16 protein-coding genes and 1 tRNA gene are annotated in these 14918 nt (G+C 32.7%); 11 read left to right on the plus strand and 6 right to left on the minus strand.

Annotated elements, in window-relative coordinates:
* Nucleotides 1-6: 6 nt before the first annotated feature.
* A complete protein-coding gene (locus tag AAC069_RS05335) occupies nt 7-1722 on the plus strand; it encodes a sodium:solute symporter (RefSeq protein WP_339919454.1) in 1716 nt (571 codons plus the stop codon).
* 251 nt (nt 1723-1973) lie between these two features.
* Here AAC069_RS05335 and AAC069_RS05340 read toward each other — a convergent pair whose 3' ends face one another.
* The 5 genes from AAC069_RS05340 to AAC069_RS05360 all read right to left on the minus strand — a co-directional run bounded on the left by AAC069_RS05340 (nt 1974) and on the right by AAC069_RS05360 (nt 5645).
* Nucleotides 1974-2816, minus strand: a complete 843-nt coding sequence (locus AAC069_RS05340) for a DUF2911 domain-containing protein (protein ID WP_339919455.1) — start codon at nt 2814-2816, stop codon at nt 1974-1976.
* Between the two features lie 54 nt (nt 2817-2870).
* On the minus strand, nt 2871-3545 hold the full coding sequence (locus AAC069_RS05345; protein WP_339919456.1) for an HAD family hydrolase: 675 nt from the start codon (nt 3543-3545) through the stop codon (nt 2871-2873).
* Nucleotides 3546-3600: 55 nt separating this feature from the next.
* Nucleotides 3601-4317, minus strand: coding sequence for a tRNA threonylcarbamoyladenosine dehydratase (locus AAC069_RS05350; protein WP_339919457.1), 717 nt, complete (start codon nt 4315-4317; stop codon nt 3601-3603).
* Nucleotides 4318-4386: 69 nt separating this feature from the next.
* Nucleotides 4387-5043: a TatD family hydrolase gene (locus tag AAC069_RS05355; RefSeq protein ID WP_339919458.1), complete on the minus strand. Its 657-nt coding sequence runs from the start codon at nt 5041-5043 to the stop codon at nt 4387-4389.
* On the minus strand, nt 5043-5645 hold the full coding sequence (locus AAC069_RS05360; RefSeq protein ID WP_339919459.1) for a DUF1684 domain-containing protein: 603 nt from the start codon (nt 5643-5645) through the stop codon (nt 5043-5045). Before AAC069_RS05360 ends, AAC069_RS05355 begins: the two co-directional genes overlap by 1 nt.
* A gap of 95 nt (nt 5646-5740) precedes the next feature.
* Between AAC069_RS05360 and AAC069_RS05365 the strand changes: the two genes are divergently transcribed.
* From AAC069_RS05365 to AAC069_RS05380, 4 genes are all read left to right on the plus strand, one after another.
* Complete coding sequence (locus tag AAC069_RS05365) at nt 5741-6961, plus strand: MFS transporter (protein WP_339919460.1); 1221 nt, start codon at nt 5741-5743, stop codon at nt 6959-6961.
* Nucleotides 6962-7218: 257 nt separating this feature from the next.
* On the plus strand, nt 7219-7587 hold the full coding sequence (locus AAC069_RS05370; RefSeq protein WP_339919461.1) for a BlaI/MecI/CopY family transcriptional regulator: 369 nt from the start codon (nt 7219-7221) through the stop codon (nt 7585-7587).
* Nucleotides 7588-7626: 39 nt separating this feature from the next.
* A complete protein-coding gene (locus tag AAC069_RS05375; RefSeq protein ID WP_339919462.1) occupies nt 7627-9408 on the plus strand; it encodes a M56 family metallopeptidase in 1782 nt (593 codons plus the stop codon).
* Between the two features lie 66 nt (nt 9409-9474).
* Nucleotides 9475-9615, plus strand: coding sequence for an SsrA-binding protein (locus tag AAC069_RS05380; protein WP_339919463.1), 141 nt, complete (start codon nt 9475-9477; stop codon nt 9613-9615).
* On the opposite strand, the gene AAC069_RS05385 is transcribed toward AAC069_RS05380, so the two are convergent.
* Entirely contained in the window at nt 9612-10124 is a 513-nt protein-coding gene (locus tag AAC069_RS05385; RefSeq protein ID WP_339919464.1) for an adenine phosphoribosyltransferase, read from the minus strand. The genes AAC069_RS05380 and AAC069_RS05385 overlap by 4 nt on opposite strands.
* Nucleotides 10125-10193: 69 nt before the next feature.
* On the opposite strand from AAC069_RS05385, the gene AAC069_RS05390 reads away from it, so the two are divergent.
* From AAC069_RS05390 to AAC069_RS05415, 6 genes are all read left to right on the plus strand, one after another.
* A tRNA-Arg gene (locus tag AAC069_RS05390) sits at nt 10194-10267 on the plus strand.
* Between the two features lie 457 nt (nt 10268-10724).
* Nucleotides 10725-11879 (plus strand): site-specific integrase, encoded by a 1155-nt coding sequence (locus tag AAC069_RS05395; protein ID WP_339919465.1) that lies wholly within the window; start codon nt 10725-10727, stop codon nt 11877-11879.
* 140 nt (nt 11880-12019) lie between these two features.
* Nucleotides 12020-12553 carry a hypothetical protein gene (locus AAC069_RS05400; RefSeq protein ID WP_339919466.1) on the plus strand — a complete coding sequence of 178 codons (534 nt, stop codon included), beginning with the start codon at nt 12020-12022 and terminating at the stop codon, nt 12551-12553.
* 233 nt (nt 12554-12786) lie between these two features.
* Complete coding sequence (locus tag AAC069_RS05405) at nt 12787-13122, plus strand: hypothetical protein (protein WP_339919467.1); 336 nt, start codon at nt 12787-12789, stop codon at nt 13120-13122.
* Complete coding sequence (locus AAC069_RS05410) at nt 13119-14120, plus strand: hypothetical protein (protein ID WP_339919468.1); 1002 nt, start codon at nt 13119-13121, stop codon at nt 14118-14120. Before AAC069_RS05405 ends, AAC069_RS05410 begins: the two co-directional genes overlap by 4 nt.
* A 341-nt stretch (nt 14121-14461) precedes the next feature.
* A complete protein-coding gene (locus tag AAC069_RS05415; protein ID WP_339919469.1) occupies nt 14462-14869 on the plus strand; it encodes a hypothetical protein in 408 nt (135 codons plus the stop codon).
* Nucleotides 14870-14918: the final 49 nt, after the last annotated feature.

Here is a 14918-nt window from a genome sequence, read left to right on the forward strand (position 1 = left end):
TAAACTATGCAGTTATTCGATTGGATTGTACTTATAGGTACCTTACTTTTTATTGTGGTCTACGGCGCTTGGAAAACCAAAGGAAGTAAAAACGTAGAAGACTTTATTCTTGGTGGTAATGAAACTCCTTGGTATACCGTTGGACTTTCCGTAATGGCTACGCAAGCCAGCGCCATCACCTTTTTATCAACTCCTGGACAAGCATATCACGATGGAATGGGCTTTTTACAGTTCTACTTTGGTCTGCCTATTGCCATGATTGTGATCTGTTTGACTTTTATTCCTATATATCATAAATACAAGGTTTATACCGCTTATGAATATCTGGAGCAACGATTTGATCTAAAAACCCGTTCGCTCGCTGCAATTTTATTCTTATTTCAACGAGGGTTAGGTACGGGATTGACTATTTATGCCCCTGCAATTATCTTATCAGCGATACTGGGATGGAATCTTACCTATATGAACATTGTCATTGGTCTTCTAGTGATTATCTATACGTTTTCAGGTGGTACAAAAGCCGTAAACGTCACCCAAAAACAGCAAATGTTTGTGATTATGTCTGGAATGCTAATCACTTTTTTCCTTATTCTGCATTTTTTACCAAATGAAATGACTTTCAGTAATGCGTTGCATATTGCTGGTGCAAATGATAAAATGAACATCGTGAGTTTTTCAACAGATCCAGAAGAAAAATATACTTTCTGGAGCGGAATCACAGGTGGTTTCTTCTTGGCTTTAGCCTATTTTGGAACAGATCAATCACAGGTAGGTCGTTATTTATCTGGGAAATCAGTTCGCGAAAGCCAAATGGGATTAATTATGAATGGGCTTTTAAAAGTGCCTATGCAATTTTTTATCTTATTGACTGGAGTTATGGTTTTTGTTTTTTTTCAATTCAATCCAGTACCGTTAAATTTCAATCCAAATAATAAAGTTACCGTTGATAAATCACAATACAAAGCAGAATATCATGTTTTAGAACAGAAACTGGATGCACTCTCAGAAGATAAAAAAGTAATTAATCTGCTGTATATTGATCAACTTAATCAAGACTATGATAATCCAATTCTACGAAAGGAATTAGTTGCCTTATCTACCAAAGAAAAAGATTTAAGGGATAGAGCCAAAGAAATTATTTTAAAAGCCGATAGCGGTAGTGAAACGAACGATAAAGATTATGTCTTTTTCCACTTTATATTAAACTACCTACCTAAAGGACTTATAGGACTATTATTAGCCGTAATAATCTCTGCTGCCATGTCTTCGACTGCTTCTGGTCTTAACGCCTTGGCTTCTACAACGGCGATAGATATCTATAAGCGAAATGTAAAAGGCGTCAAATCAGATAAACACTATCTTAATGCCACGAAATTTTTTACTTTGTTTTGGGGAGTTGTTGCCATACTATTTGCCTGTATCGGTACGTTGTTTGAAAATTTAATCCAATTAGTGAATATTATTGGTTCGATATTCTACGGAACGGTACTAGGAATTTTCTTGGTTGGGTTTTACATCAAATTTGTTAAAGCCCAGGCTATCTTTTACAGTGCATTGGTAAGTCAAATTACGATTTTTATAATATACTATTATGCAATCTATATCTATCCTAGCGGAGAAGAAAAACTGGGTTATTTATGGCTGAATTTCATTGGTGCAATGCTTGCCATTGTCCTTTCGGCAATACTACAATCGACTGTATTTAGAAAAGAAAAAGCATAACGCTTTAGGACTATCGGTTATATGTACTAATAATTCTTTAGTCACGAATTTTTACTAATTATGCCAAAGTTAAGATATAATTTTACTAATTTATTTTAAATTAATTGTGTAATTCGTGGCTGAAAAAAGTTGCAAAACTAGAAGCGATAAGCACTACAAGCACATATTTTTTAACTGTAAGTTGAGCCTAATAAAAAATCCCGTTTCACAATCAAATGTGAAACGGGATTTCTTTATATAAGAATTGAAATTTATTTACTCCATTCTGAAATACTTTCTTTGTTCATTTTAACATAATCCTTATTTCCAGCTGCTTCAGCAGCCTTAAGAGATAATTTTGCAGTTTCGATAGCTCCTTTTTTATCCCCTTGTTTCGCTTGAATCAATGAACGCTGACGTAAAAAATAAAACGGTTTCTCCGCACTTAACTCTAATGCTTTATCAATGTAGGTTCTTGCTGTATTGATATCTCCGTTAGATTGATAGTAAAACTGAGCTGCTGAAAAATAATCTGTAGCAGCAGGACCAGCTAATACCTTTTCTATACTTGCAATCGCATTTTTTTGACTAGGTACTTCAAATTTTAAAGCAACACGAGAATTTTCCCAATAGATTTCTAAGAAAGCAAAATTGGTATCCAAACCATTTATTCCAATTGTAAAAGTCTCCACTGCTTTTGGCGTAGATTCTTCCTTTACAACTGTACGTAGTGCAACATTTGCTTCATTAAATTCCTTTGGCGTACCCCAATTGTCTGTCGCAGTATAAAAAATAACTTCCCAACTTTGAATATTTGGAATCGTATATAGTGCATATTTTCCTTTCTTCAATGTTTTACCATCGATGATGACGTCATCACTAAACGATATGGTGGTGTTTTCATTAGCTCCTGTTCTCCAAAGTTCACCAAAGGGAACCAAGTTACCAAAAACCGCTCTACCTCTTGCAGATGGTCTAGAATAAACAATTTCTACATCCGTTAGACCTACAACTTGATCAATAGTTGACTTCGGACTTGCTTGTGGTGTTTTAATTTGTGCCTCAATTGTAAATTGAGTAATGATAATGGCTAAAGCAATTAATATTTTTTTCATAGTATTGTGATTATTTGTGAATTTCAAAATTACAAATTCAGATAGTTTAATATGTTAATTATTCCCTAATTTGGATTTAATAATTTTAACTTTTTCAAAATCTAATTCCGAAAAATGATTAATTATTACATCCGCCTCTGATAAATCTTGCATTTTAGAATGAATGCTATTGTAGCCTACGCAATAAATCCCAGCAGCTTTAGCCGCTTTAACACCGCTTGTACTATCTTCTATAATTATACAATTGTCTTTAGGAGCAATTGATAAAGAAGCGGCATGTACAAAAATTGCAGGATCTGGTTTGGATTTTGGGAAATCCTCACCACTCACAATATGTGTAAAGTAATTATGCAACTTAAAGCGCCCAAAAACCCTTTCAATAGTTACTTTGGAAGCGGATGAAGCTAAAATTAACTGCATACCTTTAGCATGAAAATCGATGATTAATTTTTCTACTCCTTCCAGTAATTCTAAATCTTCTTTGTTGTCGAAAGCATCATTGAAAATAGCTCTTTTTCTTTGGATCATCTCTTCAACATCATGTTCCAAATTGAAAATAGCTTTTATTTTCTGAAAAACATTCCGAGTAGAATTTCCAGTAAATGAAGTAAACTGTTCTTCAGTGACATTAATATTTAATTCGCTAAACTGTTGAAAATAAGCATAACGGTGTACCGGTTCGGTATCCACAATTACGCCATCCATATCGAAAATTACTGTTTGTATCATTTATCTAAGTTAGAAGTTTGATTTTTATTTCTTGGAAACTGAGAATGAATACTGATTACTCTTTTTTCAATAAATAACGAATCACGGTTTCCGCAGCATATAGACCAAATAATCCTGGCATATAACTGTTTGTTCCGTAAAAAGATCTTTTATAATTTGAGCCATCGGTCATTTTTAAACTAGCATCATCTTGAATCTCCGATGAAAAAACCACTTTTAATTTATCGATTTTGACTTCTTTCAAGCGTCTTCGGATTGTTTTTGCTAGAAAACAATTTACAGTAGTACTGATATCAGATACTTTCACTTTTGAAGCTTCCATTTTTCCTCCAGCCCCCATACTGCTTATTATCTTTACTCTTTTTCTTTTGGCAGCAATGATCAAATTCAATTTAGGCGTTATGCTGTCGATACAATCTAAAACATAATCAAATTCTTCACCCACGATTTCAAATGCACGTTCTGGGGAAAGAAATTCCTGTACGCGTGTCAATTTTAATTCCGGATTAATATCCATCAATCGATCGCCTACGATGGTGATTTTAGGGTGTCCTACTGTCGAATGTAAAGCTGGTAATTGCCTGTTTATATTGGTAATATCGACCACATCTCCATCTACGATAGTCATGGTCCCTACTCCTGCTCTAGCCAAAAACTCAGCTGCAAAAGATCCTACGCCACCAAGGCCTACGACCAATACATTCGCTTTTTGTAGTTTATCTAATCCTTCTTTTTTAAATAAAAGCTCTGCTCTTTCAGTCCATTCTGCCATTGCTGTTTTTTGTTTAAAAGTTTAAGGTTTAAAGTTCTAAGAAACTTCTCCTTTTGAATATTTGTTATTTTAAATCAAGTCCGCTTTAAAAACGGCTTGAAAATTACTGCTTATTTGTTTTTGGATTTCCTCCAAATTTACGCCCTTATATTTAGCCGCCAAAGTATATACGACATCTAAATTTTCTTCAACAGTATCCGTTTCTAAAAAAAATCGATTATTTGGAATACCCGTAAAAACTGATTCCAATTCTGGATTACGTAATAAATATATTCCAAACGAAATATAAAATCCGTTGTCCAATAGTTGTTTGGCCAATTGCAAACCTTTAGAGTACCCATGAATAATCATAGGAACTGAAATATTTAATTTCTTCTTAGTATCCATTACTTCCTGGAAAGCCGCTACACAATGGATTAACACTGGTTTATTGTATTTCTGTGCCAAAAGTAATTGCTTCTCAAAAACTACTTGTTGCGCCTCTAATGGTATTTCTATTCTTTTGTCTAATCCGCATTCTCCTACAGCAAGGCAATTTTTTTCATGCAGTTTGCTTTCGATAATTCCTAAATCTGCTTCTACTCGATCCTCCACAATGTACCAAGGGTGAATTCCTATAGAATAAAATGGAATCGCCGCGTCGAACTCCTGCGGATATTGATTGACTAATTCAAGTACATCAGCATCATTAGTGAATTTATGAGTATGGAAATTGAAGAATTTCATTAGTTATGAAAGTTTTTAACGCCCGCTTTAATTTCGACATTCAAATCATTTTCAAGTGGAACCTTAGGACAAGAATACTTATGGTTATAGGCACAATATGGATTGTAAGATGTGTTAAAATCTATAGCGATAGTACTTCCTTTAGGTATTTCCAAATCGATATATTTTCCGCCAATATAACTTTCATTTCCGCATGTAAGGTCTGAAAATGGCAAAAACAAATAGTCTTTGTATTTTTTCTGTTTTGAAAGTTCAATATTCTTATACACATTCAATTTTAATGCTTTTCCATCAATGGTGAAATCCACTTCTCCATATTTCACATAGATTGGTTTTCTGTCCGTTGATGTTTTCATCTCAAACGGTTTCTCCTTTTCTGTTCTTGTAAATTGGGCTACAACAAAATATTTTTCATTTATTGGATAAAAATCTAAAGTCTTAAAACTTGCCAAATCTCCCTTAGTCAAAGGACTTGTTTTAGCATCGGCATATTCCGCATTAATTTCTTTTTGAAATTTTTCTGTAGAACTGATTTTAAATTTTTCTTGTGCAAAACCAAAACTTAACTGCAGTAAAAAAATAAGGAGTAGGTTGTTTTTCATCTTTTTCATTTTAGCAAAAATAGTTTAAAAGTTACAAAGCCGCAAAGACTTAAACTTACAAAGTTTTTTACCTTTACAGTTCCTAACCAATTATAATGTTAAAAACCGCTTTTAATCGCTACATAAACAACTTCAAAGGATTTTCAAGAGAGATTTGGATACTTACCATTATTACGTTTATAAACAGAGCGGGAACGATGGTACTTCCTTTCTTATCTAAATATTTAAAGGAAGATTTACATTTTTCCTATGGAGAAGTAGGTTGGATTATGGTTGCTTTTGGTATGGGGTCCATGTTAGGCTCGTGGCTGGGAGGCAAACTTTCGGATAAAATAGGCTTCTATAAAGTAATGGTTTTTAGTTTGTTCAGTAGCGGTGTTTTCTTTTTCATTCTGCAATACATTACCTCCTTTTGGGGCCTTTGCTTAGGAATGTTCAGTATTATGACCTTAGCTGATATGTTTAGACCGGCGATGTTCGTATCACTTGGCGCTTACGCAAAACCCGAAAATAGAACCCGTTCATTAACTTTAGTCCGTTTAGCAGTGAATCTTGGTTTTGCCGCTGGACCAGCGCTAGGTGGTTTAATAATTATGGGAATGGGCTACAAAGGACTCTTTTGGGTCGATGGAACCTCTTGTATAGTAGCTATTTTAATTTTTGCTATACTGGTAAAGGAAAAGAAAAAAGTTTCATCTCAAGACCCCCATGCTACTATATTAGCAGTTGCTTCAGTATTTAAAGATAAAATATTTTGGCTATTCCTATACGTTAGTTTTGTAACTGCAATGATTTTCTTTCAGCTCTTTACCACTTTACCACTCTATCACAGTGAGATGTTTGGTTTAAGTGAGTTTCAATCCGGTCTATTATTAACCTTAAATGGGCTGTTAATTTTTGCACTAGAAATGCCACTTGTTAGTTATTTTGAAAGAAAAAAAGTTCAAAAACTAAAAGTCATTCTTTGGGGTTCACTTTTAATGTCCCTCAGCTTCTACACCTTATTAATCAATGTTTGGGCAGGGATTTTAATCATCAGTATGATCTTTATCTCGATTGGTGAAATACTAGCTTTTCCATTTTCGAATACATTTGCTTTGAGTAGAGCTCCAAAAGGTCATGAAGGACGATATATGGCTTTATACACTATGAGTTTTAGTTTAGCTCATATTGTTAGTTCAAAAGCTGGACTTGAAATCATTGCTGCATTTGGTTACCAAATCAATTGGTTGGTTATGGGAACCCTAGGTGTCACAGCTGGCTTTTGTTGTATCTGGTTGCAAAAATTACTTAAAACCGAAAACAGCCTCGTCTAAGCTGACCACCACCTCTACTCCACTTTTATTTTTTCCTTTTTATTTCTTTAAAGGAGTAGTTTTTGCGCGCAAATGTGCTTAAAACTTAAAAAATAGTTAATTAACTGCTTTTATAGTTTGTTAACTAAAAATATAGTTGTAAGTTTGAATTGCGTTAAGGATAGAAGGCGACATCCTCGTGGTCCCGACCTTTAGGGACAACGAGATACAGCCGGATAGCCTGACCCATAGGGAAACGCCCAAATAAATATTATGCTATGCAAAAATTAACGAACAAAGAAGAAGAGATCATGCAGATTTTATGGAAGCTAAAAAAGGCATTTGTAAAGGAAGTTTTGGCCGAAATAACCGAAGATCAACCGCATTACAATACGCTTTCGACCATTGTGCGGAATCTGGAAGAGAAAGGATATGTTGCGCATAACGCATACGGAAATACTCATCAGTACTACCCAATAGTACCTATTGAAGATTATAGAAAGCGTTTTATGAGTACGGCAATTGATACTTATTTTAATAGTTCCTATAAAAATATGGTGTCCTTTTTTGCAAAAGAGGAAAAAATTTCAGCTGCTGAATTAAGAGAAATTCTGACGATGATTGAAAGTCAAAAACAAGAAAAATAATTTTATACTTTTAACGAAGCTACACTAAAACTATCTTTTATGGAATCACTTGTGCTTTACTTATTTAAATCATGCGGTTTACTGCTGTTATTTTTTATTGCCTATCATTTTTTGTTGCGAAAAGAAACGTTTTTTAGTAGTAATCGATGGTTCCTTTTGACTGGATTAGTTACTTCAGCCCTACTACCATTATTGTTTTTTACAAAAATAATTTGGGTAGAACCAACTCCATTAAACTATGATTGGTCATCATTGCCAATCAATACAGTCATAGAAGAAGATCACACTGAAAAATATATCTACCTAGGTCTTGTATTTACGTACTGCATTGCGGTGTTGAGTTTGTTGGCTAAATTTGGATTTGATTTTTACAGTCTTCAAAAAGTACTTAAAGGAAAGACGATTCAACGCCAAGCTGATTTTAAGTTTATAGATGTAAAAGAAAACCTGGCTCCTTTCTCCTTCTTTAATACCATTGTGTACAATTCGACTTTATACAGTACCGTTGAGCTTGAAAGTATAATAGAACATGAAAAAGTCCACAGTGAACAGCATCACACCTTAGACGTATTGATTTCGCGGCTATTTTGCATTTTGTTTTGGTTCAATCCCATCGTTTGGTTTTACAAAAAAGCAATCCTACAAAATCTAGAATTCATTGCAGACAGCGAAGCTTCTAAAAAAATATCAGATAAAAAAACCTACCAAATCACGCTTTTAAAAATAACAACACAAGAAAACTGTGTTGCCATTACCAATCATTTTTATCAATCATTAATCAAAAAACGAATCGTTATGTTAAACAAAAACCAATCAAACAAAAGGAATTCCTGGAAGTATGCAATGATTTTGCCTGCTCTTATAGGATTTATGGTCTTATTTCAAGTTGAAGTAGTCGCACAAGAAAAGGTGCAAAAGGTAACTACTAAAATTCAAACCACAAGTCCTGCAACTACTAGTGACGTAATACAGCAAGATAGTATTAAAAAGATGAAAACTATTTTAGTATCAAACGACAAGAATAAAGGCATCAATGCCGATACTGAAATCTACATAGATGGAAAAAAGGTTACTAAACAAGAATTAGACAGCACCAATCCGGATGATATCGCAACTATGAATGTCTCTAAAAATGATGCTAAATCCACAATCTATATTGTCTTGAAGGAAAAAGAAATTAGCTCACCAAGTATTTTTGATAGTAACAAACCTACAAACGAATTAGATTTAGACAAAACGGATCCTACTAATCTCAATGGGTTAAAAGGACCACGAGGCACATATACGGTAACAAAAGTATACACAACAACAGATAAAAATGCCGCTCCTCAAAATGCTGAATACTATGTTAATGGAAAAAAAGTAAGCCCGCTGGAAGCTGAAAGTTTGAGTCCAAATACGATAAGCTCAGTTGATGTACAAAAAAATGGTGTTAGTAATAAAAATTCAATTCATATTGTTACTAAAAGCTATGTGGATAACAGAGTAAGTTTACCAGATCCTCCCACTCCTCCTACTCCACCAACTTTTAACTTTGCGACGCCTAAAGCTCCTAATTTCCCAAAGGCTCCTGTAGCTCCAAAAGGTTCTCCTTCAAATGGTGATAAAAAAGCATGGGCCACTTTTGAAAAAAAAATGGAAGAGTTCGAAAAGAAAATGAAAGCCATAGCACCAGAAATCGCAGAATTTGATAAGAAAATGGCAGAATTTGACAAACAAATGGAGCCGTTTAATGCTAAGATGGAAATTTTCGACAAGAAAATGAAAGTATACGAAAAGCAAATGGAAGACTATCTGGCTAAACAGAAAGCAGCCAACTAGTACTGCAAAAATATGCCGCTCTAACCAAGGAGCGGCTTTTTTTATATCTTTACCAAAAATAAATTTATGTTTAAAATTCTAGCACATCTCAACCGCTTACTTTTACCCAGTTTCACAAAACAAGGTTTAGACCTAGCCAAAGCCAAAAAGTGGCAAATGGCAATCATTGGCTACCGCTATTATGTTACGACCCGCGCTTTAGGTTAATATATAATCGCCGAAAAAAGCTCATGTTCCTTGATTTTTTCTCTTCCGTTTAGAAAAGAGAGTTCCATTAAGAAATTCAATTCAACGATTTCACCTCCCAGTCGTTCTACTAGTTCGCACACTGCTTGTGCCGTTCCTCCAGTAGCAAGTACATCATCATGAATCAGTATCCTATCTCCTTTTTGGATCGCATCAGTATGAATTTCTAAAGTATCGGACCCGTATTCTAAATCATAGCTTGCAGAGATAGTATCGAATGGTAATTTCTTAGGCTTTCGAACTGGTATAAAACTAACATTCAAATCTTGCGCAATCAGCATTCCGAAGAAAAACCCTCTACTCTCCACTCCTATCACTTTGTCTATTTGCTTTCCTTTTAAGGAATCGACCAATATTTTTAAGCATTCGGTTCTCCCTTTAGGGTCAATTAGCAAAGGAGTAATGTCTTTAAACAAAATTCCTTCCTTTGGAAATCCCTGAATATCACGTATATACTTTTTTAAAGACATTTTTTTTAATTTTATATTAAATTAGACTTGCAAATTACACATTTATTCCTAACTTTGCACCCGCAATACGGCCTTGTGGCGCAACTGAATAGCGCACTTGATTACGGCTCAAGAGGTTACTGGTTTGAATCCAGTCAAGGTCACAAAATACGAAAGTAGTCAACTTTCGAAGATAGTAAAACTCCTATTTTATAGGGGTTTTTTCTTTTTATACCCATAATCTTTTATCATCTTTTATCACTTTTGTTACCCCCATTCTTACCCCCTATTCTAAATTGCTGTTTTTTTTTATTTTACAACCTAACTCCTTTTTATCCCCAGTCTTTTGACTTCATAAATTTTAACCTAAAATCTTATTCTTCCTCAAAAGAGGTTTGTTTAACCTAAACCTACTCCTTTATTTCCCATAAAAAGGGAATGTTTTACTGTAAATCATTTTTTTGTAATTCTTTGGAAGATAAAATAATATGTTAAAGTTTTTACACCAACTAACTAAATAACAGGTATTTAAATTTTAATATTTAATTATTTGTAATATTTTTCTTATTATCTTTATTCTGAAAATATGGCTACTGTCTATTATATAAGAAAAGAGAAATCATGATAAAACAAAATTTTACTGTAAAAGCTATCCTGAGAACGGATAAAAGAAAAAAGGACGGAACATGTCCAGTTAACTATCGAGTAACTATTAATTCTGTAGTTTTAAAATTAACATCAGGAGAATATTCAGAAGAGCCTAAATGGAATTCTTTGGACGGTTGTTTTAAAGAGGCAAAATCAAGTATCAAGAATAGTTTGTTGGATAACGAAATGGGCAGAATTAAAGATTATTTAAGAGTGCAAAGGTCTATCGGAACTTATTTAGATATTGATCTTGTAAAATCGTTCTACTCCACAAAAGATAGTGACGACTTTTACGAGTACTACGACAAATTCTGCGAAAAAAAATTCACGGAACTGAGCGAAGGAACCCAATACCATTATGTAATATTAAGAAAACGGCTAAAACAATTCAAGAAGGAAATTAAGCTAAGTCAAATTAATTTAAATTTTATTGAAAAATTTGATAGTTTTTTAAACACGAAATGCAACACTGGAAACTCTGGTAGATGGAGCAGACATAAAAACCTAAAAGCGGTTCTCGGAAGTGCCCTAAAAAACAATCGTATTAAAAAAAATCCTTACGACGAATTCAAATTAATCCAGGAGGAAACTAAAATTGAATATTTAAATCGTATAGAATTAAAACTGATAGAAAAGATACGATTTAGCAATTTCCCCAAAGGCGAAGGTTTAAATATTACCCGTGATATATTCCTTTTCTCTTGTTATACAGGATTAAGATATTCGGATGTAATTGGTCTTTCTAAAAAAGATATTTTAGATAGCGAAAGTATTTCTCTGAGAATGCAAAAGACCAAAAATATGGTAAAAGTACCGATTACGAATAAAGCAAGAATAATATTAAAAAAGTACCTTTCAACTGATAATGATACTGTTTTTCCTAATCGATGTAATGTAACCGTTAACAGGGATTTAAAAACGATTGCTTCCCTATGTAAAATAAAGAAAAAAGTTCATTTTCATATGGCTCGACATACCTTTGCCTCCACTATGGCAAATAATGATGTAAACTCTTTTAAAATCATGAAGTTGTTAGGTCATAGAGACATCAAAATGACTCAAAGGTACGTGGATAATAGTGTTGAAGACTTATCTAAAATGCTAAAAAGTATTGAGGCATTTAACTAGTATCTCTATACAGCTTCTCAGCAAGCGTGAAATTCTCCGTTTTGTCTATTATAATTTACCGCATTAAATAACATTTTATATATTCGTGTAAATATATACCTATTAATATTGAGAGTGTTAGCGCTATTAAAACCCAAACCATGGAAATAAAATCATTTTATTTTGGCCCAGTGAGTAAAGTAATTATCGTCGGAATACTAATAGTTTCGGCTATTCAGTATCGATACATCGGGGAGAAAATTCGTCAAGCTATAACGTTTATAAAAGAAAAAACAATTACAGTAAATGACCCTGATGGATTTAATGAAACCTCTTTCGGCAGTAGAGAAGAAGAAGTGGCTTACATTCGAGAATATTTAAATTATAAAATAGGTCTAAAAATAAAGGATGAATTTTTAAAATCTTATCATAAAAAAAATCCTCAACCATCCAAAAACGAGGCGGAAGCAGCCGACGCAGGTGCAATATACAATGTAACTATCATGTCCCCTGGAATTATTGAGCCAATAATGCTGGAAGTCATAAGACAAAATTTGAGTATCAGTCAAGTCAAGAAGACTTTAAATGAGAGTTTAAAAGAGACCGCTAAAAGTGAAGAAATAGATAAGGCTAGAGAAAAACCCCAAGAGCAGCACCGAGAAAGTTCTGAAGAGGAATACCCAGTGGGGTGTTAGAGATATTAAAAATCAATAAAATAAAAACAAGTGTTACTACTCTAAAAACTAAATAAAAACTTCACCTAATTTTCCCCAAGCCTCCCATCGGAGGTTTTTTTATGTTCAAAAAACAGGTACGTTTTACTTAAGATCAAATTCACTTGAAATCATAAATGACTAAAGATCTGATTGTTAAAAAATAATTCTCAAGGAATTGTCTTTCCGAGCTATAACTATAATAAAAGAGTAATATGGAAAGTTTAAAAAAGGACGAGTTGTTAACTGAAAAATTGATAAATTCGATAAGTAAATTGCTATCAAAAGTATTAATCCGATTAGACGGATTTATTTCAGGTAATGAATTAATCGACCGAATTGCAGATAAGGTATTTGAAATGCAAAACGAGGTACGTATTAAAGAATCTGAATTTCACACCTCCAAGCAGATTTGTAATATTTATATGATTAGCCCAGCAACTCTAGAAAGATGGATTAGAAGAGGCTTAAAATACGAAAGTACTGGTGCTAAATCGAAACGATTGTTTACAAGAAAAAATATGGAACTTTTTAAAACTAAAAAACGATGATTGATAATATTCGATTCAACTTTAAATTTAAACACGATGAAAATTGGCTTGCTAAGCAAAAGATAAATTTATCATTAAGAGAAGAATGGTCTAGCGGGAAAGCGAAAGGTTTTACAGGAAAATTATTTTTGAATAATGATACTAAAACTCTAAAAAATGGAAAGTCTAAACCATATCTACTAATTCAGATTTTAATGATTAGTGATAAAGAGACAAAAGTTGTTGTACTAAATAGTCTCAGAAAATGGTTTTTTGATAAAGAAGTTATCGGCGATTTTAATAAAACCGAATTTAAAGCGTGTCTAAATCTAATTTCAGAAAAATTAGATGTACCAGAAGAAATTTTGTTAGGTGCTAAAGTAACACGGGTTGAATATGGAGCCAATTTAAGCTTTAGAGAAGAATACAGATGTTTCTATGCTTGCATATACTCGCATTTTGACATAAAAAAGAAATGCATTTACGGTGATGAAACAATTGAATTTAAAGGAGAAAACAGGAGTGTTATATTCTATGATAAAATAACTGAACAAAAAGGTAAAACGTTTAGTGCTAAAAACGAAAAAAAATTAAATAATGTAGCTCTACTTCTACGCTATGAAATAAAAGTAAAAAAAATAAGTGGCTCACCAGAAAAACAGCTAATGAGTTATTTAAATGATATTACAAGAAATTGGGATTTAATAGCAGATTTATGGTATGGGGAATTAAACAAAATTACATTTGTAAATAATATGAATCCTAAAGTTTATAGTTATTTAAAAGATGCTAAAATCAAACCAATTAAAAATTATTTAATTTATTTAGGAATGCGAAAACTTGGATCTGAAAACTTGCGGTTAATTTTATCTGACAGGATTTATACTAGAACACGAAAAAAAACAAGCGATTCGCTGAATGAAATTTATGAAGAATTTAATTCAATGGTTCAAGAGGAAGATTTTGAAAAACTTTTTAGGGTAAAGGTTCAAGAAAAAGCGGAAAAATTGAAGGCATAAGTAACTATTTATATAATAGTAGTATTCTATACCCTAAATATGGGATACTACTAATAACTATATTACCTATCATAAAGACTAATAGCTTTAGGCATAAAAAACATATAGACTGTAAAGTTAAAGCCATATAAGCCACATATAAAATATGCATATAATCAAGTACCACATTATATGAGTTAAAAAAGTATTAAGGATTTGACGAATTATATTGGTTTCAGTTGGTTTAAGACTTGTTTATTAAATTTGACTATAAGATTATGTTCATATAGATTTTGATTGCTTAGAACCGTAATACCAAATGAATAAATAGATTTTGTTAAATTTACTGAAACTTATAATTTATGAACCACCCGAAACTCGAAGAATTCGAAGACAACTTTTTATATAAAATTATTGATAAAGAAAATTGCGGCGATAATAACATAGTCTTTTTTAAAAATTTTGATGTGAAGAATCAAAGTGACTATTTTGAAAATTTTTATAATTTTATTACTGATATTAGACCTGGAAAAATACAAAATAATCTACTGGAAATTCTTGATAGTTCCTCCTCCATCTCTAAATATATCTACACTGATTTTGAAACTTTTAAAAATAAAATATTCCAAGATTTGATTGTTACGGGTAATGGAGAAGATATTGAAGAAATAAACCAAGAAACGTTAGATATTGCAACATTTGAGTTTGAAGAGGACTTCAAAAGAGATATTAGAACGCTTTACTTTTTAATTGCAATGTTAAAAGGTTAATATAAAACAAACGAAGACTAACCCTTTTTTAACCAAATAAACTGAATAA

Source organism: uncultured Flavobacterium sp., from assembly GCF_963974175.1.
Taxonomy (GTDB): domain Bacteria; phylum Bacteroidota; class Bacteroidia; order Flavobacteriales; family Flavobacteriaceae; genus Flavobacterium.

Coding starts and splice junctions, on each gene's coding strand:
- AAC069_RS05345 (WP_339919456.1), bottom strand. CDS start 3,545: ATGATACAAACAGTAATTTTCGATATGGATGGCGTAATTGTGGATACC.
- AAC069_RS05340 (WP_339919455.1), bottom strand. CDS start 2,816: ATGAAAAAAATATTAATTGCTTTAGCCATTATCATTACTCAATTTACA.
- AAC069_RS05335 (WP_339919454.1), top strand. CDS start 7: ATGCAGTTATTCGATTGGATTGTACTTATAGGTACCTTACTTTTTATT.
- AAC069_RS05405 (WP_339919467.1), top strand. CDS start 12,787: ATGGAAAGTTTAAAAAAGGACGAGTTGTTAACTGAAAAATTGATAAAT.
- AAC069_RS05355 (WP_339919458.1), bottom strand. CDS start 5,043: ATGAAATTCTTCAATTTCCATACTCATAAATTCACTAATGATGCTGAT.
- AAC069_RS05380 (WP_339919463.1), top strand. CDS start 9,475: ATGTTTAAAATTCTAGCACATCTCAACCGCTTACTTTTACCCAGTTTC.
- AAC069_RS05360 (WP_339919459.1), bottom strand. CDS start 5,645: ATGAAAAACAACCTACTCCTTATTTTTTTACTGCAGTTAAGTTTTGGT.
- AAC069_RS05395 (WP_339919465.1), top strand. CDS start 10,725: ATGATAAAACAAAATTTTACTGTAAAAGCTATCCTGAGAACGGATAAA.
- AAC069_RS05410 (WP_339919468.1), top strand. CDS start 13,119: ATGATTGATAATATTCGATTCAACTTTAAATTTAAACACGATGAAAAT.
- AAC069_RS05415 (WP_339919469.1), top strand. CDS start 14,462: ATGAACCACCCGAAACTCGAAGAATTCGAAGACAACTTTTTATATAAA.
- AAC069_RS05370 (WP_339919461.1), top strand. CDS start 7,219: ATGCAAAAATTAACGAACAAAGAAGAAGAGATCATGCAGATTTTATGG.
- AAC069_RS05365 (WP_339919460.1), top strand. CDS start 5,741: ATGTTAAAAACCGCTTTTAATCGCTACATAAACAACTTCAAAGGATTT.
- AAC069_RS05385 (WP_339919464.1), bottom strand. CDS start 10,124: ATGTCTTTAAAAAAGTATATACGTGATATTCAGGGATTTCCAAAGGAA.
- AAC069_RS05350 (WP_339919457.1), bottom strand. CDS start 4,317: ATGGCAGAATGGACTGAAAGAGCAGAGCTTTTATTTAAAAAAGAAGGA.
- AAC069_RS05400 (WP_339919466.1), top strand. CDS start 12,020: ATGGAAATAAAATCATTTTATTTTGGCCCAGTGAGTAAAGTAATTATC.
- AAC069_RS05375 (WP_339919462.1), top strand. CDS start 7,627: ATGGAATCACTTGTGCTTTACTTATTTAAATCATGCGGTTTACTGCTG.